The organism is Streptomyces sp. NPDC026377 (assembly GCF_055567715.1).
Genome location: NZ_JBVHPV010000018.1, coordinates 64,055 through 84,081, shown reverse-complemented (window position 1 = coordinate 84,081; position 20,027 = coordinate 64,055). Strand labels below are relative to the sequence as shown.

Genomic DNA, 20,027 nt, shown 5'->3' with positions numbered 1-20,027 from the left:
CCGGGGCCGGGCGGGCTTCCGGACAGCCGTTTTGGATCATTCCAGAGCTGGCGGAGAAGACTCCTCAGATCCATCTGAAAGTACACAAAAGTGTCATACGAGTGGCGGGCGTGCGGCCGGACTGACAGAGCCGCGGCGCCCTCGGGACGCACGAGGGGAAGTGGACGCATGTCGTCGGCGTTATTGGAGGGCCGGGTGGCCCTGGTCACGGGCGCGAGCCGGGGGATCGGCGCCGCCGTCGCCCGCGCGCTGGGCGCGCACGGGGCTGCCGTGGCCGTGAACTACCTCCGCAGCGCGCGGGCCGCGGACCGCGTGGTCGCCGACATCGAGAGGTCCGGCGGCCGGGCCGTGGCCGTGGCGGGGGACGTCAGCGACCTCGGACAGGTACGGGCCGTGGTGGCGCGGAGCACGGAGGCGCTCGGCGCGCCGGACGTCCTGGTCTGCAACGTGATGGTCGGCACCGAGGCGGTCGCCGCCCGGGCGGGGGCGCCCGGCTGCTTCATCGACACCCCGCGGGGCATCGCCGCGGTACGGGACGCGGTCGCCTCCCAACTGGACGCGACGCTCGCCTGCTGCCACGCCGTCGTCCCGGCGATGCGGCGCCACGGCGGCGGCTCGATCGTCCTGATCGGCGCCTCGGCGACGCACAACCCCTATCCCGTGCCGGTCGAGATCACGGCGGCCAAGAGCGCTCAGGACGCCGTCGGCCGGGCGCTGGCACGGGAGTTGGCCCCCGACAACATCCGGGTGAACACCATCGCCCCCGGCTTCGTCCCCACCGACGCCAACGCCGGCCCGTCCCAGGCGTCGCTCATCGCCCAGGTCGCCGCCGGGACACCCCTGCCCGAGGCGATCCGGGCGGAGGACGTGGCCGACGCGGTCGTGCTGCTGGCCAGCGATCTGGCCGGCAGGGTCACGGGCACGTTCCTGCCGCTGGACGGGGGCCGCACGCTGATCTGAGGCGGCGGTTAGGGTTCGACACCATGGACGCAGGCATAAGGGTTTCCGCTGGTGACGGGCGCGCCGACGGGGTGTACACGGGCAACGCGGGCAAGGACGCCGCACTGGACCACGGGTGGCTGCTCGGCCACTTCAAGGACGCAGGGGACCCGCGGCACAGCGACGCCGTGGAGATCAAATGGGGCGTCCATCCCCGGGGGGACGAGCGGGCGCGGTGGGTGACCGGCGAGGAGCGCACGGCCCTGCTCGTGCTCATCAGCGGCCGCTTCCGGGTGGAACTTCCGGGCGGCGCCGTGACGTTGGCGGAGCAGGGCGACTATGTCGTGTGGGGCAAGGGGGTGGACCACTCCTGGTACGCGGAGGAGGAGTCCGTCGTGCTGACGGTCCGCTGGCCCTCGGTGCCGGGCTACCGGGTGGGCCAGGACGTGTCTCCGGGATCCTGACCGGGGCGCGGGGCGCGGGGCCGGTCCGCACGTCTGCCCGGCTGTCGGGATCTCACGGCAGACGCCCAGGTCGCCCCCGGGTTCAGGAGTGCTCGGCCACCGCCGCGCGGCGGTCCAGGACCACCAGCGTCCGCTGGGCCCAGCGGATGTTCTCCTCCTCGAAGGAGAGCCCCCGCAGCAGGGTGAGATACGGGCCGACGCGTGCGGAACGGGTCAGGTACTCGTCCTCGGTGCGCCCGTCGAGCAGACGGTCCCGCAGCCGCTCGTACCGGGCCACCTTGGCCCGGGCCCGCTCCAGCCGCTCCGCCACCGCGCCCCGTACCGCCGCGCGGTCGCCCGCGTCCACGGCCTGCACCTGCACCAGGAGCTCGTCGCGGATCGCGCTGGGGCGCGCAGGCCCGGCGGTGAAGGAGCGCAGGGCCGCGAAGCCCGCGTCGGTGAGGGAGAACAGGCGCTTGTTGGGCCTGCGTTCCTGGTGGACGAGCCGCGCCCGGACCAGGCCCTCGGACTCCATCCGCTCCAGTTCGCGGTAGAGCTGCTGAGGGGTGGCCATCCAGAAGTTGGCGACGGACGCGTCGAACCCCTTGGCCAGGTCGTATCCGGAGGCCTCACCCTCCAGGAGCGCGGCGAGAACGGCGTTGCGCAGTGCCATCGCGCCAAGCTATCACTTCCGTGACCAGGCAATTGGTGGAGTAATCATGGCGTTTGCGTCCGGGGCCGTGAACGTGGGCGCGCACCGCGCACCGCCTTGTCCGATTGCCGCCAGCGGCCCGTGCGGCGGGGCGCGAGCCTCGCCTCATGGACACGAATGACACCCCCCGCCCCACCGGTGGCCCGGCCGGTCGGGTCGCCGCGGTGGCCTGGCCCGCGCTGGTCGAGGAACTCGACGCCTGCGGCAGCGCGCCCACCGGTCCGCTGCTCACGCCGGACGAGTGCCGGGAGCTCATCGCGCTCTACGACGAGGGCGAGCACTTCCGTACGACGGTCGACATGGCCCGGTACCGCTTCGGCTCCGGCCAGTACCGCTACTTCACCCATGACCTGCCGGACGTGGTCGCCGCTCTGCGCGCCGCCTTCTACCCGAGGCTGCTGCCCGTCGCGCGAGCGTGGGCCGCCCGGCTGGGGCGCCCGGCGCCCTGGCCGGACTCGCTGGGGGAGTGGCTGCGGATGTGCCGGGACGCCGGACAGGGCAAGTCGGCCCAGATCCTGCTGCGGTACGGGCCGGGCGACTGGAACGCGCTGCACCGCGACGTGTTCGGCGAGGCCGTCTTCCCGCTCCAGGTGGTCATCGGCCTCAATGTGCCCGGAACCGACTTCACCGGGGGCGAGTTCCTGATGACCGAGCAGCGGCCCCGCGCCCAGTCGAGGGGATCGGCCGCCACCGTGGCGCAGGGCCACGGGCTCGTCTTCACCACGCGCGAGCGTCCGGTGCCCTCGCGGCGCGGCTGGTCGGCGGGCCCGATGAGGCACGGGGTGAGCACGGTCCGCTCGGGGCGGCGCCACGCCCTGGGGCTCGTCTTCCACGACGCGAAGTGACGCCGGGGCGAAGGGATTGCGGGACGAAGGGATTCCGGGACGAAGGGGTACGGACGTGAAGTGAGCCGCCCCCGCGCGGGGCGGGGGCGGCCGGGGCTCGTCCGTGAGAGGGGGCCGGTTCCGTCAGGAGGGCCGCGGTTGTGTCGCGGGCGTCGCGCGCGTGTTGATGGTGAAGGTGGCGCCGTCGGGGTCGCGGATCGTCGCCCACGGGCCGCCCGCCGCCGTGCCCTGGGCGATGACCATGCCGCCGTGGGCGCGGGCCGCCGCCGTCTTGGCGGGCACGTCGGTGGTCACGAAATGGACCTCCCAGTGCGGCCGGATGGTGGGGTCCGGTGCGGCTTCGAGCGCGCCGGAGCTGAGGCGGGCCACGATGTGGCCGCCGTGCCGCAGCACGACCTCCTCGGCCTCGTACCGCACGTCGCAGCAGCCCGGCCGCTCGGACGCCCAGTCGAGGACCTCGCCGTAGAAGATCGCCGCCTCGAAGGCGTTGCGGGTGCGCAGCCGCAGCCAGGCGGGCTCACGGTTGCGCCAGGACTCCCAGTCGTCGACGAGTTTGCCCTGCCAGATACCGAAGACCGCGCCGTCCCGGTCGGCGGCGAGCGCGCCGCGCCCCGTCTGGAACGCGACCGGGCCCACAGCGACCGTGGCACTCCGCTCGCGGATGCGCGAGGCGGTGGTGTCGGCGTCCTCGACCGCGAAGTACGGCGTCCAGGCCACCGCCACCTGGAGCGCGGGCGCCAGGGCCCCGATCCCGGCGACGGGCTCGCCGTCGTCCAGCGCCACCCGGAACTGCTCGCCGAGCCGCCCGCCGCGGAACGTCCAGCCGAAGACGGCTCCGTAGAAGTGGAGCGCGGGTTCGAGCTCGCGCGCCATGAGGCTCACCCAGCACGGTGCCCCGAGCACCGCCGCGCTCGACGAGGCCTTGCAGTCGTCCGGGACCGTGGTTGTCCTGTCCATCACTGATGCCGATCGCTCTCGCTTGGCGGCTTCCTGCGGTCACCATTTTCCCGCAAATCGGGCGTCCCGCACCCAGCCGCCTGTGGTGGTGTGCCGTCGCGCAGTGTAATGGCTACGCTGCGTATGACGTCGTTCACCGTATCGGAGGGACTGCCCCGGAAGGGCCCGGCCCCGTCCACGTGCCGTCAGGGCCGGTGGCTGGGCGGGCGAGGCAGGTGTCTCGTTCCGGGTCTCCTGGTACGGGTACCCCGTTTCCGGTGTAAGTGGCACCCGAAATCGGCGACATCCGAAACCGATGGCCCCTGACGTGGGCGGCACCCGGTTCACCTTCCGTCCTCCCACGGCCCTCCGCAACCCGTCCCCGGGTCCGGGCGCCCGTGAGCCCGTCTCAGGGTGGAGGGGGGAGGCAGCCCACGGGTGGACGCGCAGCCGCTCGAATGGCGACCCCAGGACGACGCGGCCACCCGAGTCCGCGCTCTACCGTCGAAAGCATGATCGGACGCAATCGGGTGGCCCTGGCCCCCTTACGCGGCCCGCTGGTAGCGGGCGCCGTCCCGGGTCCGGGTCAGCAGGCCCGCCGTGATCAGATACCGGCGCAGCGCCGGGAAGTCGTCGTGGACCGTGAGCAGCGCCTCGTTGACCTCCCGCTCGGTGTACGGCCGCTCCGCCTCGAAGAGTGTCCGCGCGAGGTGGACGAGGAGTTGCTCACGGCGGGCGGCCTTGCGCGGGATCGCGGTGAGGCGGCCGTGGGAGAAGAGCGCGGCCACGGCATGCGAGCCGGTGGCGGCGTGCGGCGGAGGGGCGTGGGTGGTGCGCGCCTCGCCGGTGGTGTGCGCCGAGGCCTCGCCGGTGGTGGGTGCCGACACGTCGCCGGGGGAATTCGCTGACATGCCGGGCAGCCTTCCTCATGCGGCGGTGGCCCGGCAACGGAATTCGGTCCGCCCCCGGCCGGGACGGCCTCGGCGGAGTGGTCCGGGGACCTCGCCCGGGCTTCCGGATCCGGTCGGGGCGCGGCCGGCCGGCGGGGGTGGATGGCCGATCAGGCGCTCGACGCAAGGCGAACACATGTGCCATGGTCGGGCTGGGGCGGACATTCTGCGCAAGGGGGGTGGGGGATGGGTCTGACGAGCGAGTTCAGCACCGGGACCGTGCCGGCGGCCGAGCGGTTCGCGCTGTGGACCGAACTGGCCGCGCAGTCGCATGTGCGCAACTGGCTCAGCAGCGAGTGCGCCGAGGACTTCCACGCCTGGCTGCGCGTCCTGGACCTCGGCGATGTGCGGGTGACGACCCTGACGTACCCGAGCGTGGAGATCACCCGCACCCCCAAGCTGATACGGCAGGACGACCCCGAGGTCTATCAGGTCAACGTCCTGATGTCCGGCACGGGCCATGCCGCGCAGGGCGGCCGGGAGACGGCTCTGCGCCCCGGGGAGCTGGTCCTGGTCGACAGCAGCCGCCCCTTCGAAGGCCGGTTCGCCGGCGCGCACTCGTCCATGACGGTGGTGCAGCTGCCCCGCACCCGGCTGCCGCTGCCCCAGGACGTGGTCCAGCGGCTCGCCGCCACTCCCATCGCGGCCGACCGGGGGATGGGCGGGGTGTTCGGCCGCTGGCTCGCCGACCTCGGTGCCCGCGCCGACGAGTGCGCGCCCGCCGACATCCCGGCCCTCGCCTCGGTGACGGTGGACCTGCTCGCCGCTGTGCTCGGGCGGCGGCTGGCCGTCGAGGGCGCGATGAGCCCGCAGGCGCGCCGACAGGCCCTGCGCGTGGAGATCTGCGACTACATCAACCGGCATCTGGCCGACCCGTCCCTCTCGCCCGCGACCGTCGCCGCCGCGCACCGGATCTCCCTGCGCCACCTGCACCAGATCTTCGACTCGCGCGGCACCACGGTCGCCGCGTGGATCCGGGCCCGGCGGCTGGAGTGCTGCCGCCGGGACCTCGCCGACCCGGTGCTGCGCCATCGCCCGGTGCACGCGATCGGCGCCCGCTGGGGGTTCATCGAGCCGTCCCACTTCAGCCGCGCCTTCCGGGCGGCGTACGGGATCAGCCCGCGTGACTACCGCGAGGCAGCCCCGAATCGCTGAGCGGGTCCTCCATGTCCTCGATGCGGGAGTGGTAGTAGAGGAAGCCGTATTCGTCCGTCCAGCAGGCGTCGCCCGTGAAGGTCCAGCCGTTGCGCACGGTGTCCCGCTGGCGCTCGTCGTCGAGGTAGCGGCAGCCCGTGGGCCCCTTGACGGCGAGTGCGCCGACCTGGCCGTACGGGACGGGCCGCCCGGAGGCGTCGACGATCGCCGTGAGATAGCCGGGCACCGGGCGCCCGATCGCCCCGGGGTGCGACCAGGCCTGCTCGCCGCGCATCGAGACGATGATGTGGAACATCTCGGCGGAGCCGAGCCCGTCGATCAGACTGTTGCCGGTCCGCTGCTTCCATCTGCGGCGCGTCTCCAGGGGCAGCGCCTCCCCCGAGGAGACGCACTCGCGCAGCGAGGCCAGGTCGTACGGGGTGGGGTCGGCGCAGATCGCCTGGTAGCGCGCGGGGCCGCTGAAGCAGACGGTGGCGCGGAACTCGGCGACGGCGCGGGCGAGCACGCGCGACGAGGAGGTGTCGAGCAGCACCGTCGAGGCGCCGACGTGCAGGGGGAAGAGGAGCAGTCCGCCCAGCCCGTAGGTGTCGGCCAGCGAGGGGGTGCCGATGAAGCGGTCGTCGCCGGTGGCCCGCAGCACGTGCCGGGGGAAGGAGTTGCACGCGGCCATCACGTCCCGGTGCGAGTGGACCGTGGCCCTGGGCGGCCCCGAGGTCCCGGAGGTGAAGGCGATCAGGCAGGGGTCGGTCGCGGCGGTGTCGACCGGCAGCGACCAGTCCGGCTTGTCCTCCATGGCCCGCTCCAGACCGGCCCCGTCGCCCGCCCCGCCGAGGAAGAACAGGGTCCGGGGCGCGCGGCCCGCCGACTCCAGCTCAGACCGCAGGCCCCACTCGCACAGCGCGTGGGTGACCCGCGCCTTGTCGATCACGTGGGTCAGCCCCTCGGCCCGCAGAGTGGGCGCGGTCGTCACGACCACCCCGCCCGCTCGCACCACCGCCAGCCAGATCGCCGCCAGCATCGGCGTGTTGGCGCCACGCAGCAGCACCCGGTTGCCCGGCACCAGGCCCATGTCCTCGGTCAGGACGTGCACCACACGCGCCACGACCGCGGTCAGCTGCCCGTACGTCCAGCGCACGCCGTGCGGGGACAGCACGGCGGGCCGCTGTGCCCGGTCCAACGAGCCGCCGCCCTCCAGGAGTTCCCACGCGCAGTTCAGCCGCGCGGGAAAGCGCAGGGAGGGCATACCGAGCAGCAGGTCGGGCCGGAGCGGCCCGGATGGTAAGTGGTCCTGTACGAAGGTGTCCACGTGGGCGGATCGGTGGTCTGCTTGCGATGGGGTGTTCAACTGCCTGCCCCCTCCTGGTCGACTTGTGCCTCATTCAACGAGGGTCGACTAGAGATGTCCTTGACGATCCGTGCGTGCTCCTTGCCGGATCGTGCACACCGTGACGTTCGGTGCTGGTGGGACGGAGGTTGTTCCAGGGGCGGGGAGCGGGCGGGACTGCCGGGACGCGTCCCGTCACCGCCGAGGCCTTTTCGGCAAGACCGTTGTCACAGAGGCCCGTTGAGTCGTTTCGGCGATGCCGTTGCGCGCAACACTGTTGATGACAGGCCAACTCCGCCTCGACCCCCCGGCTGGTCGACGGAGAGTCACGGAAGACCTCGGGCGGGGACGCGCCCGTGGGGGCCTTCGGCTTCGACGTCATCAGCCGGCCCCCACCCGTTTCCCCCCACCCCTTCCCCCCACGGACCCCGCACGAGTGGGGCTCCGCCCTGGAGGCACCCATGCCCGACCTCTGGCTGCCCGGCGCACAACGGATCGACGTGGGCGACCACGCCCCCACCGACAGCACCTACCCCGCCAAGGCGATCGCCCACATCACCTGGGACAAGAACGCCACCGCCGCCCACCCCCAGGACCAGGTCCCCTACGGCAACCTGCAGGACTGGTTCGGCCGCAACCCCGACGGCAAGGGGTCCGCCCCCCATCTGCTCTGGTCGCCCTTCACCGGCGCGTTCACCCAGTTCTTCCCGGCCAACTCGCGCTCCAAGTCGCTGGTCGACCTGTCCGGCGGCACCCGGACCAACAGGGCGGGCACCGTCGTCATCCAGATCGAGGCGCACTTCTTCCCGTACTGCCGGGTCAGCGGCAAGGTCTACGCCCGGCTCGTCGACACCCCCTGCGCCGGCTGGGCGGCCCTGAACGCCTGGGTGCGCTCCTGGGGCGTGCCCGACACCTGGCCGATGGGACGGCCGGTGGACTTCACCTCCCGCCGCGACGAACGCGTCTGGGAGACGCACGGCGGATGGTACGGACACCAGCACGTACCGGAGAACACCCATCAGGACCCCGGCTCCTGGCCCCAGTTCACCGGAGCCCCGCCGACGGCGAGGGTCTCGCTGGCCCATGTGATCGCCGCGGCCCGGCGCGACCCGGGGCTCCCCCAGGGCGGCACCACGTACAAGAGCGAGGTCCTGGTCGTCGAGCGTGCCCTCCAGGCCGAGGGGCTGCTCAGCGCCACCTGGGTCGACGGCTCCTTCGGCACCAGGACGAAGACGGCGTACGCCGCCTGGCAGCGGCGGTGCGGCTACTCCGGCCCCGACGCGGACGGCATCCCCGGCCACGACTCACTCACCCGGCTCGGCGCCCGCCACGGATTCACGGTCGTCTGACCGCCTCTGCGGGGGCGGCGCCGACCGTACGGCCACGGGGGTCCCGGCGGCCGGTCGCGACCACGCGACGGCCGCCGGGACCGCCGCGCTCGCGCGTGGACGAACGGCCCGGACGCGCAGAGCCTGTCTCAGCCGTGCGAGACCGCCGCCACCTCCACCGTCGCGAAGCCCTCGCGGCGCATCCGCTCCGAGCCCCAGGCGCCGAGCGGCCCGAGCGCCCGGTTGAGGGTGCGTCCGTGCTCGGTCAGGGAGTACTCCACCCGCGGCGGCACCTCGGCGTGGACCACCCGGTGCACCAGGCCGTCCGCCTCCATCTCGCGCAGGTGCTGCGTCAGCATCTTCTCGCTCACTCCCGGCAGGCCGCGCCGCAGTTCGGCGAAGCGGCGCACCCCATGGGCTTCGAGTTCCCAGAGGATCAGGCCCTTCCATTTGCCGCTCACCACGTCGAGCGCGGCGTCGATGCCGCAGATGTACGGCCCGTTCCTCGGCGCCTTGGCCATCCCATGTCCCCTTACTAAAAGGTAAGTACCGCAGTAAATAGTGGGTACTTCCGAGAATAGTGGTGCCCTTCGAGCATGGAGGGGTGAACGAACAACACCACAGCACCCCCGCCGCACAGCGCACCGCTGTCACCGTCATCGGACTCGGCCCGATGGGCCAGGCGATGACCCGCACCCTCCTCACCGCCGGGCACCCGGTGACCGTATGGAACCGCACCGCACACCGGGCCGACGGTGTCGTCGCCGAAGGCGCGGCGCTCGCGGCGACACCCGCCGAGGCGGTCGGGGCGAGCGAGCTCGTGATCCTCAGCCTCACCGACTACCGCGCGATGTACGACGTCCTCGACGGCGCCACCGGATCGCTCGCCGGCAGGACGCTGGTCAACCTCAGCTCCGACACCCCCGACCGCACCCGCGAGGCGGCCGACTGGGCGGCCGGCCACGGCGCCGCCTTCCTCACCGGAGGCGTCATGGTCCCCGCGCCGATGGTCGGCACGGAGGCGTCCCACGTCTACTACAGCGGCCCGCGCGAGGCGATGGAGAACCGGCGCGACACGTTGGCGCTGCTCGGCAGGCCCACCTACCTGGGCGAGGACCCGGGCCTCGCCCAGATGATGTACCAGGCCCAACTGGCCGTCTTCCTCACCACGTTGTCGGCGCTGATGCACGCCACCGCGATGCTGGGCACCGCCGGGATGAAGGCGAGCGAGGCGCTGCCGGAGCTGCTCGCCTCCGCCGATTCGATCGGCGCCATCCTGAGGGCGGGTGAGGAGAAGCCCGGTACCGCGCTCGACGCGGGGGAGCACCCCGGCGATCTCAGCACGGTGACCATGATGGGGGCGACGGCCGACCACATCGTCGAGACCAGTACGTCACTCGGCCTCGACCTCGCGCTCCCGCTGGCCGTGCAGAGCCACTACCGGCGTGCGCTCGCGGACGGACACGGCGGCGACAACTGGACCCGCGTCATCGACGCCATCCGAGAGCCGCGCTGATCCGCGAGGGCGGTGGCCGCTTCTGCCCCGGAGCGGCCACCGCGCCCTTCCGCGGGGCGACCGCGAGCCTCCCCCCCCCGGGGGGCCTCGGCCGCGCACGTACGGGCGGCAGGCCGCGCCGGGAATGTACGCCGAAAAACTCGCGGTGGGCCCGGGGCGAGGCCGGATTCCGTTCCTCGCTCGCACGAGTCCCTGTGGGCGGGCGGGGGAGCGCCTAGGCTCGGGGGTGTGCTGCGCATCTTCGATCATCTCGTCGGCCGGGGTCCGCTGCGGATCTGCGCCCATGTGCCGCGGGCCGGCGGCCCGGGCGACCTCACCGGGCTGCGGGTGCTGCTGACCGCCGACGTCCTCGCGCGCGTGGTCGAGCTGCGCGGCCGGGCCGTCCTGACCGGGCGGACCGGCCCGCAGGTGCCCGGCGCCGCCGAGGCCGGTATCCACCCCGCCGACGCCGAGGGCACCCCCGAGGAGATCGCCGAGGCCCTGGGCGGCCCGGCGGCCGTACAGGTGAGCGCCCGGCCGTACGAGGGCGGGGGCGGACTGTCCCTGCGCGTCGCGCGGGCGGCGCGCGAGGGCGAGGGCGGCGACGGCCTGGCCGTACGGCTGTCGCTGCTCGACCAGCCGTACCACCAGCCCCTCACGCTCACGGCCGAAGCCGTCGAGGACGCCGGCCGGCGCCTCGCGCGGTGGCGCCGTGCCGTCGCCGGGTGGGCCGAGGAGCCGTCCAAGCCGCTCCTGGACGATCTCGTGCGCACGGTCCGCGACGGGCTGGAGGACAGCCTCGACACGGCCGCCGTGCTGCGGACGCTGGAGGACCTGGCCACGGACGGCGGGGTACCGGCGGGCGCCAAGTTCGAGACGTTCGCCCGGCTCGACCGGGTCCTCGCCCTGGAGCTGACCCGCGAGATCGGTACCGCGCCCGCCGGGGGAGCGCGGGCGTGAGCCCTCTGCGGCGGCTCGTGGTCCTGCGGCACGCCAAGTCGGCGTGGCCCGAGGGCGTGCCCGACCACGCCCGGCCGCTCGGGCGGCGAGGGCTGCGCGACGCGCCCGCCGCCGGGCGCTGGCTGAGCGCGGCGGACTGCCTGCCCGACCTCGTCCTGTGCTCCACCGCCCGCCGTGCCCGCGAGACCTGGGAGCTGGCAGCGGCCGAACTGGGCAGCCCGCCCCCGGTCCGCCACGACCCGAGGCTGTACGCGGCCGACGCGCGCGGTCTGCTCGGCGCGGTGCGCGAAGGGCCCGCCGACGTCGGAACGCTGCTCCTGGTCGGCCACAGCCCCGGCGTCCAGGACCTGACCCTGCTGCTCACCGGGGAGGCCCTCGGGGAGAGCCTGGACCGGGCCGGGACCAAGTTCCCCACCTCGGCGATCGCCGTGCTCACCTGGCGCGGTGCCTGGTCCGGCCTGGCGCCCGGGACCGCGCTGCTCACCGACTTCGCGGTACCGCGCGGAGCCCGCGCCTGACCGGCGCGCCCGGGCGTGGGGCGGACCGGCCATCGGAGTGATGGATCATTTCGCTGCACGGCCGGAGCGGGGCGGCGTGATGGACTTGCCGCATCCGTCACGCCGGTGGGAGAGGACAGGGTGGATGCAGTACGGCTGTCCGGGCTGTGACGCCCTGCGCGCGGAGGCACGTCGGCCGGGCGCCGACCTCGCCGATCTGCTGCACCGCGTACAACTGCACGAGCTCGATCCCCATCCGTCCCCCGACGCCGGTCCTCACAAGCGCGAGCAGGACCGGAAGGGGCGGATCTGAGCGGGTGGGTCAGCCGGCGCGCTCGTAGCGCAGGAGGACGACGCCGTTGCCGAACGCGCGGCTCTCGGTGAGCCGGAGCGCGACCTCGGCGCCGGAGGGCGGGAAGGGGAGCCTGCCCCGTCCGATGAGGACGGGGTGGACGTACACACGGAACTCGTCGACCAGGTCGTGGCGCAGGAACGCGGCGGCGAGGTCGGGGCCGCCCAGCGTCAGGTCACCGCCGGGCTGCTGCTTGAGCGCGCGGACCTCCTCGGGGACGACCTCCCGTACGAGCGTGGTGTTCCACTCCGCCCGCTCCAGCGTGCGCGAGTACACGATCTTCGGCTTGTCCAGCCAGATCCGGGCGAAGTCCCGCATCGGCGCGGTGCTCGCCGGATCGGCCTGCGCGGTCGGCCACACCCCGGCCATCAACTCGTAGGTGACACGGCCGTGGAGGAAGCCGCCCATCGCGCGCAGCTCTTCGTTGAAGTGCTCGTGCAGTTCGTCGTCGACGCGGTGCCAGTCGAGCTCGCGCCCGGGCCCCTCGAAGAAGCCGTCCAGGGACACGGACATCATCAGGACGATCTTCCTCAAGGCGGCCTCGCCGGGGTCGGGGACGACGGGTACGGGCGCGACGATACGCGCGGGGCCGCGCGGCGGGGGCGGGGCACGCGGGGGTGGTCGCACGCACGCGGCCGGGAGGGCTCGGGGCGGGCCCGGGCCGGCCGCTGACCGGCGGTTCTCGGCCATCGTGGCGGGCCGCCTCCCCGCTCCGGTCCGACCGCCTCCGCCCGATGGGTAACCTCGAGGAGTTGATCTTGGTGGGCGGCCCGGTGGCCCGACCCGCCCACTCCGCGCGGGCGTTCGCGAACGCCTTCCCGACCAGAATGCGAAAACCATTGGCTCACCGTCAGCTTCGACGCCGCACCCGTCTCGCCGGTCACCTGGTGGCCTGCTCCACCGTGCTAGCCGTCCTGCCCGCCGCCCCGGCGCTCGCGGAGTCCGGCGCGAACCCGCCCGCCCCGGGGTCGGCGACCGCGCACCTGGACGCGGTCGAACAGGCCCTGCGCCAGGTCTCGCCCGGTCTGGAGGGCAGCGTCTGGGAGCGCACCTCGGGCAACCGCCTCGACGCCTCGGACGCCGACCCCTCCGACTGGCTGCTCCAGACCCCCGGCTGCTGGGGCGACGACAAGTGCGCCCAGCGGCCCGGGACCGAGCGGCTGCTCGCCAAGATGACCGAGAACATGGCCAAGGCCGAGCACACGGTCGACATATCCACCCTCGCCCCGTTCCCCAACGGGGCGTTCGAGGACGCGGTCGTCGCCGGCCTCAAGGCCTCGGCCGCCGCGGGACACCGGCTCAAGGTCCGCGTCCTCGTCGGTGCCGCGCCGCTCTACCACCTCAACGTGGTCCCCTCGAAGTACCGCGACGAACTCGTCGGCAGGCTGGGCGGGGCCGCGAAGAACATCACGCTCAACGTGGCGTCGATGACCACCTCCAAGACCGCGTTCTCCTGGAACCACTCCAAGCTGCTCGTCGTCGACAACCGCTCGGCGGTCACCGGAGGCATCAACGGCTGGAAGGACGACTACCTCGACACCGCCCACCCGGTGTCGGACGTCGACCTCGCGCTGACGGGACCGGCCGCCGGCTCCGCGGGCAAGTACCTCGACACCCTGTGGGCCTGGACCTGCCAGAACAAGTCCAACATCGCCAGTGTCTGGTTCGCCTCCTCGGGCGGCGCCGGCTGCATGCCGTCGCTGGCCCAGGACGCCCCCGCCCGGACCACCGCCGAGGGCGGCGTGCCCGTGATCGCCGTCGGCGGTCTCGGCGTCGGCATCAAGAGCAGCGACCCGGCCTCCGCGTTCCGCCCGACGCTGCCCACCGCCGCCGACACCAAGTGCGTCGTCGGACTGCACGACAACACCAACGCCGACCGGGACTACGACACGGTCAACCCCGAGGAGAGCGCCCTGCGCGCGCTCGTCGCCAGTGCCCGCGACCACATCGAGATCTCCCAGCAGGACCTCAACGCCACCTGCCCGCCCCTCCCGCGCTACGACATCCGCCTCTACGACGCGCTGGCGGCGAGGATGGCCGCCGGAGTGAAGGTGCGGATCGTCGTCAGCGACCCCGCCAACCGCGGCGCGGTCGGCAGCGGCGGCTATTCGCAGATCAGGTCGCTCTCCGAGATCAGCGACACCCTGCGCGACCGCCTCGCCCTGCTGACCGGTGACCAGGGCGCCGCCCGCGCGACGATGTGCTCCAGCCTCCAGCTGGCCACCTTCCGCAGCTCCGACAGTCCGAAGTGGGCCGACGGCCACCCGTACGCCCAGCACCACAAGCTGGTCTCCGTCGACGACTCGGCCTTCTACATCGGCTCGAAGAACCTCTACCCCTCCTGGCTCCAGGACTTCGGCTACGTGGTGGAGAGCCCCGAAGGCGCAGCCCAGCTGACGTCGAAGCTGCTCGCCCCGCAGTGGCGGTACTCGAAGGCGACCGCGACGTTCGACTACGAGCGCGGCGTCTGCCGGCCCTGATCCGGGCCCTTCACTCCGACCGCCCGCTCCCGCCCCCCGTCGTGCCCCGCGCCGCCCCGAGGCGCGTCGGCGGCAGGAAGTCGCGTACGTACGTCCGCTTCCAGCACGCCCCCGTCGCCCGCAGCTCGCGCCACGTCGTGTACTGGTAGCGGAACAGCCGTGCGCGGATGTAGCGGGGCGGGCTGTCGGGCGGGAACGGGGAGCGCCGGAGCAGGCGCAGGGTGTCGCGGTCGTTGTCCAGGAGGCGCTCCACCAGGGGGCCGAACCACGGCCGCGCGTAACCCGGGGAGAGACCGGCGAACCACATCAGCCAGTCCAGCCGCAGATGGTACGGCGCGAACTGGCGCGGCCAGTGCCCGAGGTCCCCGGGCTTGCCCCGGAACTCATAGGCCCGCCAGTCGGATTCGTGGTGCGCCAGCGGGTCCGCCGTGCCCTCGATGACGACCTCCAGCCGCAGCCGGCTGACACTGCCGAACGCGCCGTAGGTGTTGACCAGGTGCAGCGGGTCGAAGGAGCGGTTCATGACCTGGCGGCGCGAGAACAGGTTGCGGGCCGGGCGGTAGCTCAGGGCGAGCAGGCCCGCGGCCACCGCCAGGACGACCACCTCGTACCAGAGCGGGACGGCCGCGAAGCGCCGGGAGCCGGTGAGGCCGGAGAAGTCGACGGCGGTGACGGCCAGGGCGACCGTCGTCCAGTTCAGCCAGGAGAAGTTGCCCGACAGGATCAGCCACAGCTGGGTGAGGATCATCAGCGAGGCGGCTGCCGTCGCGAGGGGCCGCGGGGTGAAGAGCAGCAGGGGCACGGCCAGTTGGGTGATGTGGTTGGCGGCGACCTCCACCCGGTGCACGGGCTTCGGCAGGTGGTGGAAGAACCAGCTCAGCGGGCCCGGCATGGGCTGGGTCTCGTGGTGGTAGTCCAGACAGGTCAGCCTGCGCCAGCACTCGTCGCCGCGCATCTTGATGAGCCCGGCCCCGAACTCCACGCGGAACAGCACCCAGCGCATCAGGAACAGCACGACGACCGGGGGCGCGACGTCGTCGTTGCCGAGGAACACGGCGAGGAAGCCGACCTCCAGGAGCAGCGACTCCCAGCCGAAGGCGTACCACGTCTGGCCCACGTTCACGATCGACAGGTACAGCGCCCAGGGCAGCAGCCACAGCAGCATCGCGCCCCACAGCGGAACCCGGCCGTCGACCCCCGCCAGCAGCCCCGCGGAGACCAGGACACCCGCCCACGCCCAGGCCGCGAAGAACCGGTCGGAGTAGCGGAAGTGGAAGACGCTGGGGGCCCGCCGGAACGGGACCCGCTCGACGTGACGGGGCACCGGGAGCATGCCGCGCTCGCCGATCAGCGCCCGGAACTGCAGGGCCGCGCCCAGGAACGCGACGAGGTAGATCGCGGCGAGCATCCGCTGGAAGACCAGCCGGCTCAGCCAGTAGTCGGGTGCGACGAACCACTCCACGGTCTCATTGTGACGCTGGGTGACCCGAGTGGCCTGCGGGGCGGGGCGCCGGGGTGGAGGGCCGCTCGCAGGCGGAACGGCGGGCCGGGGCGGGCCATCCCGTCCGCGCTCCAGCGGCGCTCCACTCCGGCCGCCCCCGGAGCGGGTAGGGTCCGGCCGGGTCACGCGTGGCGACGGGGGCCCGCGGCCCGGCTGCGAGGATGCCGGGGACGAGCCGGTGCGGAAGAACGACGAAGCGAGGGCAGCATGTTCAGTGGCGCGCACGCCATCTTCTACAGCACGGACGCCGACGCCGACCGGGCCTTCATCCGGGACGTGCTCGGCTTCCCCGGGGTGGACGCGGGCCAGGGCTGGCTGATCTTCCGGCTCCCGCCCGCCGAGCTGGCCGTCCACCCCACCACGGACGAGCCCAGGCACGAGCTGTATCTGATGTGCGACGACATCACCGCCCAGGTGCGGGACTTCCTCGCCAAGGGGGTGGCGATCACGCGCCCCGTCACCGACCAGCCCTGGGGCCGGATCGCGGCGGTCCGCCTGCCCAGCGGGGCGGAGCTCGCCTTCTACGAACCCCGCCACCCGGTCGCCCACAGCCTCGAAGCCGAGCCCGGCCTCTGAGCCGAGCCCGGCCTGTCGGGCGAGCCGGGCCCCGAGACGCCCGCCGAGCCCCCGGGGTGAGGAGGGCGTCCGCCGAGGCCGGGCGCGTACCTCGACCGCCATCGGCCTCCGAGCCGCCCGTTGCCGCAGGTCAGGACCGTACGCGAGGAGGAACGCAAGCGCGGCCGCCCGCCCCGGCCCGACGGATTCGGGGTGCCGCGTGACGGCGCCCGGACGGCATCGCGCGCCCCGGGCGCCTCCTCCGGCGCACAAATCTCAGCCGGACGAGGGGTCCCGGATTCATACGATGCCCTTACCCTTGGGCGGGTAGCCTCGGTAAAGAGAAGCCAAAGAGGTGCGCGAGGCCACAGTCGTCCTCACGCACCACAGCGAAAGGCACGGCTTATGGCCCTCACCTTTGCGCACAGGGTCAGCGCTCGGCGTGCATCCCTGCAGGATGTGAACGCGATAGTCCGCCTGCTCTCCGGCGACCACGGGCTGCCGCCCGAGACCGCCGCTCTCGTCTCGGCGTCACAGGCCCAACTCCGGCTCATCCTCGCGCACTTCGGCCTGGAGACCGGCAAGGTGTGGGTCGCCGAGTCGGGGTCGGGGGCGCCCGAGGCGGCCGCGGTGTGGATCCCGCCGGGTGTCTCCATCGACGAGGAGGAGCACAGAGCCCTCCTGCGGCTGCACGGGCTGCGGCCTGCGCTGATGCCCGCGCGTGACCACGACGGACGGATACCGGGCGAGGAGGACCACTGGCTGCTCGCGGCCGTGGGCATCGCCCCGACCGCCCATCCGGCGGCCCTGGAGGTCGTCCTGGACCCGGTCCTGCGCATCGTGGACGGCGCGTCCCTTCCGGCCTACGCCACCGCCCCCGCGTCCTTCCAGGCCGAGCTCCTGGCGCCCTTCGGGTTCGAGCCGTGCGCATCGGGGGCCGCGCGCCCGGAGCCCCGGCTGCGCCGCCCGCCGAAGGCCGCCTACGACGGCTGAGCGGCCCGCAGGCCCGTTCCGTCGGCACACACGAAGACCTCTGCCCGGCCCGCGTCACGCGGGCCGGGCAGAGGTCTTCACGGTCGGGGTGCGCGCGCTACTGGCGCGCGGCCGTCACTGCAGTCCGGCGGACTTGCACGCGGCCTTGTACTTGGGCGTGCAGATCTCGTCGATCGTGTAGAGGCCGTCGCTGACGACGGTGGAGCGGATGTTCTCCTTGATCACGGCGACGACCGGGACGAGCGCGGTGGGGATGTCGCCCTTGGTCGGGCTGTCGGTCTTGGAGTTGGCGATGGAGATGAGGCTCTGCTTCTTGGCCAGCGCGACCGCCATCTGCGCGGCGATCGGGCTCTCCTCCGCGTACGACTTGTAAACGCTCATGTACTGCTCGCCCGCGACGATGCGCTGGACTCCCGCAAGCTCGGTGTCCTGGCCGGTGACGGGCGGCAGCTTGGTGACGCCCGCGTCCTTGAGGGCGCTGATGATGCCGCCGGCCATGCCGTCGTTGGCGGAGTAGACACCGATGATCTTGGTCTTGCCCAGCGCCGCGATCGCGCTGCGCATGTTCGCGGCGGCGTTCTCCGGCTTCCACTCCTTGGTGTCGTACTCCTTGCCGATGTTCACCTTGCCGTCGAGCTCGGCGTGCGCGCCCTTCTTGAACTGGGCGGCGTTCGGGTCGGTGCGGGCACCGTTCATCATCACGATCTGGCCGTCCTTGGCCTTCGTGCCCAGGGTGTCCAGCAGCGCCCTGGCCTGCACATGGCCGACGTCCTCGTTGTCGAACGAGACATAGGCGTCCACGGGGCCCTCGGCGAGCCGGTCGAAGGCGACGACGGGGATGCCCGCGTCCTTGGCCCGCTGCACCGCACCGCCGATGGCCTTGGAGTCCACGGCGTCGATGATGAGTGCGTCGACCTTTTTGGCGATCATCGCGTCGACCTGCTGGTTCTGCCGGGCCGCGTCCTGTTCCGCGTTCGCGTAGACGACCTGGCCCTTGCCGCTGGTCAGCTCGCCGACCATCTTCTCGATCAGCGGCTTGTCGGACTTCTCGTAGCGAGCAGCCTGCTTCTCCGGCAGCAGCAGACCTATCTTGAGGTCCTTCTTCCTGGATGCGTCGCCGGATCCACCGGACTTGCTCCCACCGCCGCATGCGGCGAGGGTGACGGCCATCGCGATGACACCTGCTGTCATCGCTCCACGACCGGTACGCGTGCTCACTGAAAAACAACCTCCCTGACATGGCCGCATAAATTCGGCCGAGGTGGCTGGAAGCCAACCCTGCCTTGGCGATGCCGTCAAGAAGTTAGCCCTTAACGAGATGACAACGGAATTTTCGGATACGGGCCGGACGGGCTTAATCTGCCCCGCAATATGGGGTGAAACGGTCTTTCAGGAGCGTTTTGCTTGTCCGGAACATTCCTGATGGTTCGTCAATTCGACCTGCGGGGGAATGGCGGTTCCGCAGCTCAGCGGGTTGGTGATCATGAAATGACCCCGAGTGGTCCACGTAAGGCGCGAAGCTTCAGGAAATATACTCCACCCGCGCTATATGTCGCCTATTCGTTCATTTGTTGAACGCAAAGGAATGCCGACGCATTCTCCGAATCCCGGAACCGGTCAGTGGCGTGCGATCCGGGGCGGCGGACCGGCCCCGTCCGTCAGGTCGCCCCGCCGCGCCGTTCGACGCGGTAGCCGAAGGGCACGGTCCCCGGGTCCAGTGCCGTCGCCCCGCCGTCGATGGTGAGCGTCGCGCCGTTGACGAACGACGCGGCGGGGGAGAGCAGCCACGCGATGGCCTCGGCGACCTCCCGCGGCTCGCCCGGGCGCTGGACGGGCAGCAGCCGCGTCGCCGTCTCGTACGCCTCGTCCACGTCCGCGAGGCCCGCCTCCTCGGCGAACCGCGCCATACGCCGGTCGGCCATCTCCGTACGCACCCAGCTCGGGCACACGGTGTTGGCCCGCAGCCCCAGCGCCCCGTAGTCGACCGCCAGCGAGCGGCAGAGCTGGAGCAGCGCGGCCTTCGACGTGGCGTAGGCGGCGTTGCCCACCCCGTTGCGCAGCGCGGACACCGAGGCGACCGCGACGACGGAGCCGCGGGCCCCGACGAGATGCGGCAGCGCGCTGCGCAGCAGCAGGAAGGGGCCGGTGAGGTTGGTGCGCATCACCAGCTCCCAGTCCGCCACGGAGGTCTCACCGACGGCTCCGCTGCGCCCGGTTCCGGCGTTGAGGACCAGACCGTCGAGCCGGCCGTGGGCGGCGACCGTGGCGTCCACCAGGCCCTGCACGGCCTCGGGGTCGCCGATGTCGCAGGGGTGGGCCAGGGCGCCGGTCTCCTCGGCGATCTCGCGCAGCGGCTCGGGGCGGCGCCCGGCGACGACCACCCGGTGTCCGGATGCCGCCAGCAGCCGGGCGGTGGCGGCGCCGATGCCCGTCCCACCCCCGGTGACGATGACAACCTGTCGCTCGGTCATGCCGGTTCAGCCTCCGTGGTCGTGTGCGGTCGCCGGGCCGGTGACCCGGTCACCTGGATCGTCGACCGCGCCCGGAACTCCGAAACGATCA

At 72.6% G+C, this 20,027-nt stretch carries 21 protein-coding genes; 12 read left to right on the top strand and 9 right to left on the bottom strand.

Going from position 1 to position 20,027, the window contains the following annotated elements; translation table 11 throughout:
* The first annotated feature begins 168 nt into the window (after positions 1-168).
* Entirely contained in the window at positions 169-960 is a 792-nt protein-coding gene (locus ACZ4MU_RS29240; protein ID WP_467882230.1) for an SDR family NAD(P)-dependent oxidoreductase, read from the top strand.
* Positions 961-983: 23 nt separating this feature from the next.
* Entirely contained in the window at positions 984-1,403 is a 420-nt protein-coding gene (locus tag ACZ4MU_RS29235) for a cupin domain-containing protein (protein ID WP_467882228.1), read from the top strand.
* Positions 1,404-1,485: 82 nt separating this feature from the next.
* On the opposite strand, the gene ACZ4MU_RS29230 is transcribed toward ACZ4MU_RS29235, so the two are convergent.
* Positions 1,486-2,055 carry a PadR family transcriptional regulator gene (locus ACZ4MU_RS29230; RefSeq protein ID WP_467882226.1) on the bottom strand — a complete coding sequence of 190 codons (570 nt, stop codon included), beginning with the start codon at positions 2,053-2,055 and terminating at the stop codon, positions 1,486-1,488.
* 146 nt (positions 2,056-2,201) lie between these two features.
* Here ACZ4MU_RS29230 and ACZ4MU_RS29225 point away from each other — a divergent pair, with 146 nt between their 5' ends.
* Positions 2,202-2,939 carry a 2OG-Fe(II) oxygenase gene (locus ACZ4MU_RS29225; RefSeq protein ID WP_467882224.1) on the top strand — a complete coding sequence of 246 codons (738 nt, stop codon included), beginning with the start codon at positions 2,202-2,204 and terminating at the stop codon, positions 2,937-2,939.
* 123 nt (positions 2,940-3,062) lie between these two features.
* Here ACZ4MU_RS29225 and ACZ4MU_RS29220 read toward each other — a convergent pair whose 3' ends face one another.
* Together ACZ4MU_RS29220 and ACZ4MU_RS29215 are read right to left on the bottom strand one after the other, a co-directional pair.
* Positions 3,063-3,896 (bottom strand): VOC family protein, encoded by an 834-nt coding sequence (locus ACZ4MU_RS29220; RefSeq protein ID WP_467882222.1) that lies wholly within the window; start codon positions 3,894-3,896, stop codon positions 3,063-3,065.
* Between the two features lie 524 nt (positions 3,897-4,420).
* On the bottom strand, positions 4,421-4,663 hold the full coding sequence (locus ACZ4MU_RS29215; protein ID WP_467882349.1) for a DUF2087 domain-containing protein: 243 nt from the start codon (positions 4,661-4,663) through the stop codon (positions 4,421-4,423).
* A gap of 348 nt (positions 4,664-5,011) precedes the next feature.
* Between ACZ4MU_RS29215 and ACZ4MU_RS29210 the strand changes: the two genes are divergently transcribed.
* Positions 5,012-5,980: an AraC-like ligand-binding domain-containing protein gene (locus ACZ4MU_RS29210; protein WP_467882220.1), complete on the top strand. Its 969-nt coding sequence runs from the start codon at positions 5,012-5,014 to the stop codon at positions 5,978-5,980.
* Here ACZ4MU_RS29210 and ACZ4MU_RS29205 read toward each other — a convergent pair.
* Entirely contained in the window at positions 5,940-7,286 is a 1,347-nt protein-coding gene (locus tag ACZ4MU_RS29205) for an AMP-binding protein (RefSeq protein ID WP_467882219.1), read from the bottom strand. The genes ACZ4MU_RS29210 and ACZ4MU_RS29205 overlap by 41 nt on opposite strands.
* 479 nt (positions 7,287-7,765) lie before the next feature.
* Here ACZ4MU_RS29205 and ACZ4MU_RS29200 point away from each other — a divergent pair, with 479 nt between their 5' ends.
* Positions 7,766-8,653: a peptidoglycan-binding domain-containing protein gene (locus tag ACZ4MU_RS29200; protein ID WP_467882217.1), complete on the top strand. Its 888-nt coding sequence runs from the start codon at positions 7,766-7,768 to the stop codon at positions 8,651-8,653.
* 128 nt (positions 8,654-8,781) lie between these two features.
* Here the strand turns inward: ACZ4MU_RS29200 and ACZ4MU_RS29195 are convergent, their stop codons facing one another.
* On the bottom strand, positions 8,782-9,153 hold the full coding sequence (locus tag ACZ4MU_RS29195; RefSeq protein ID WP_467882215.1) for a winged helix-turn-helix transcriptional regulator: 372 nt from the start codon (positions 9,151-9,153) through the stop codon (positions 8,782-8,784).
* A gap of 83 nt (positions 9,154-9,236) precedes the next feature.
* On the opposite strand from ACZ4MU_RS29195, the gene ACZ4MU_RS29190 reads away from it, so the two are divergent.
* The 4 genes from ACZ4MU_RS29190 (at position 9,237) to ACZ4MU_RS29175 (ending at position 11,897) form a co-directional block, all read left to right on the top strand.
* Positions 9,237-10,148 carry an NAD(P)-dependent oxidoreductase gene (locus ACZ4MU_RS29190; protein WP_467882214.1) on the top strand — a complete coding sequence of 304 codons (912 nt, stop codon included), beginning with the start codon at positions 9,237-9,239 and terminating at the stop codon, positions 10,146-10,148.
* A gap of 228 nt (positions 10,149-10,376) precedes the next feature.
* Positions 10,377-11,087 (top strand): hypothetical protein, encoded by a 711-nt coding sequence (locus ACZ4MU_RS29185; protein ID WP_467882212.1) that lies wholly within the window; start codon positions 10,377-10,379, stop codon positions 11,085-11,087.
* Positions 11,084-11,605: a SixA phosphatase family protein gene (locus ACZ4MU_RS29180; protein WP_467882210.1), complete on the top strand. Its 522-nt coding sequence runs from the start codon at positions 11,084-11,086 to the stop codon at positions 11,603-11,605. The genes ACZ4MU_RS29185 and ACZ4MU_RS29180 overlap by 4 nt, the downstream gene beginning before the upstream one ends.
* A gap of 124 nt (positions 11,606-11,729) precedes the next feature.
* On the top strand, positions 11,730-11,897 hold the full coding sequence (locus ACZ4MU_RS29175) for a hypothetical protein (protein WP_467882208.1): 168 nt from the start codon (positions 11,730-11,732) through the stop codon (positions 11,895-11,897).
* A 9-nt stretch (positions 11,898-11,906) separates the two neighbouring features.
* On the opposite strand, the gene ACZ4MU_RS29170 is transcribed toward ACZ4MU_RS29175, so the two are convergent.
* Positions 11,907-12,470 carry a dihydrofolate reductase family protein gene (locus ACZ4MU_RS29170; protein WP_467882207.1) on the bottom strand — a complete coding sequence of 188 codons (564 nt, stop codon included), beginning with the start codon at positions 12,468-12,470 and terminating at the stop codon, positions 11,907-11,909.
* Between the two features lie 305 nt (positions 12,471-12,775).
* On the opposite strand from ACZ4MU_RS29170, the gene ACZ4MU_RS29165 reads away from it, so the two are divergent.
* Positions 12,776-14,416 (top strand): phospholipase D-like domain-containing protein, encoded by a 1,641-nt coding sequence (locus tag ACZ4MU_RS29165; RefSeq protein WP_467882206.1) that lies wholly within the window; start codon positions 12,776-12,778, stop codon positions 14,414-14,416.
* Positions 14,417-14,426: 10 nt separating this feature from the next.
* Here the strand turns inward: ACZ4MU_RS29165 and ACZ4MU_RS29160 are convergent, their stop codons facing one another.
* Positions 14,427-15,878: a lipase maturation factor family protein gene (locus tag ACZ4MU_RS29160; protein ID WP_467882204.1), complete on the bottom strand. Its 1,452-nt coding sequence runs from the start codon at positions 15,876-15,878 to the stop codon at positions 14,427-14,429.
* A gap of 246 nt (positions 15,879-16,124) precedes the next feature.
* Here ACZ4MU_RS29160 and ACZ4MU_RS29155 point away from each other — a divergent pair, with 246 nt between their 5' ends.
* On the top strand, positions 16,125-16,493 hold the full coding sequence (locus tag ACZ4MU_RS29155) for a VOC family protein (protein ID WP_467882203.1): 369 nt from the start codon (positions 16,125-16,127) through the stop codon (positions 16,491-16,493).
* Between the two features lie 438 nt (positions 16,494-16,931).
* Complete coding sequence (locus ACZ4MU_RS29150; RefSeq protein ID WP_467882202.1) at positions 16,932-17,465, top strand: hypothetical protein; 534 nt, start codon at positions 16,932-16,934, stop codon at positions 17,463-17,465.
* Positions 17,466-17,579: 114 nt separating this feature from the next.
* Here the strand turns inward: ACZ4MU_RS29150 and ACZ4MU_RS29145 are convergent, their stop codons facing one another.
* Complete coding sequence (locus tag ACZ4MU_RS29145; RefSeq protein ID WP_467882200.1) at positions 17,580-18,683, bottom strand: sugar ABC transporter substrate-binding protein; 1,104 nt, start codon at positions 18,681-18,683, stop codon at positions 17,580-17,582.
* Between the two features lie 440 nt (positions 18,684-19,123).
* Positions 19,124-19,936: an SDR family NAD(P)-dependent oxidoreductase gene (locus ACZ4MU_RS29140; protein ID WP_467882198.1), complete on the bottom strand. Its 813-nt coding sequence runs from the start codon at positions 19,934-19,936 to the stop codon at positions 19,124-19,126.
* Positions 19,937-20,027 lie beyond the last annotated feature (91 nt).

Coding starts and splice junctions, on each gene's coding strand:
- ACZ4MU_RS29225 (WP_467882224.1), top strand. CDS start 2,202: ATGGACACGAATGACACCCCCCGCCCCACCGGTGGCCCGGCCGGTCGG.
- ACZ4MU_RS29235 (WP_467882228.1), top strand. CDS start 984: ATGGACGCAGGCATAAGGGTTTCCGCTGGTGACGGGCGCGCCGACGGG.
- ACZ4MU_RS29175 (WP_467882208.1), top strand. CDS start 11,730: ATGCAGTACGGCTGTCCGGGCTGTGACGCCCTGCGCGCGGAGGCACGT.
- ACZ4MU_RS29200 (WP_467882217.1), top strand. CDS start 7,766: ATGCCCGACCTCTGGCTGCCCGGCGCACAACGGATCGACGTGGGCGAC.
- ACZ4MU_RS29230 (WP_467882226.1), bottom strand. CDS start 2,055: ATGGCACTGCGCAACGCCGTTCTCGCCGCGCTCCTGGAGGGTGAGGCC.
- ACZ4MU_RS29195 (WP_467882215.1), bottom strand. CDS start 9,153: ATGGCCAAGGCGCCGAGGAACGGGCCGTACATCTGCGGCATCGACGCC.
- ACZ4MU_RS29155 (WP_467882203.1), top strand. CDS start 16,125: ATGTTCAGTGGCGCGCACGCCATCTTCTACAGCACGGACGCCGACGCC.
- ACZ4MU_RS29220 (WP_467882222.1), bottom strand. CDS start 3,896: ATGGACAGGACAACCACGGTCCCGGACGACTGCAAGGCCTCGTCGAGC.
- ACZ4MU_RS29240 (WP_467882230.1), top strand. CDS start 169: ATGTCGTCGGCGTTATTGGAGGGCCGGGTGGCCCTGGTCACGGGCGCG.
- ACZ4MU_RS29140 (WP_467882198.1), bottom strand. CDS start 19,936: ATGACCGAGCGACAGGTTGTCATCGTCACCGGGGGTGGGACGGGCATC.
- ACZ4MU_RS29210 (WP_467882220.1), top strand. CDS start 5,012: ATGGGTCTGACGAGCGAGTTCAGCACCGGGACCGTGCCGGCGGCCGAG.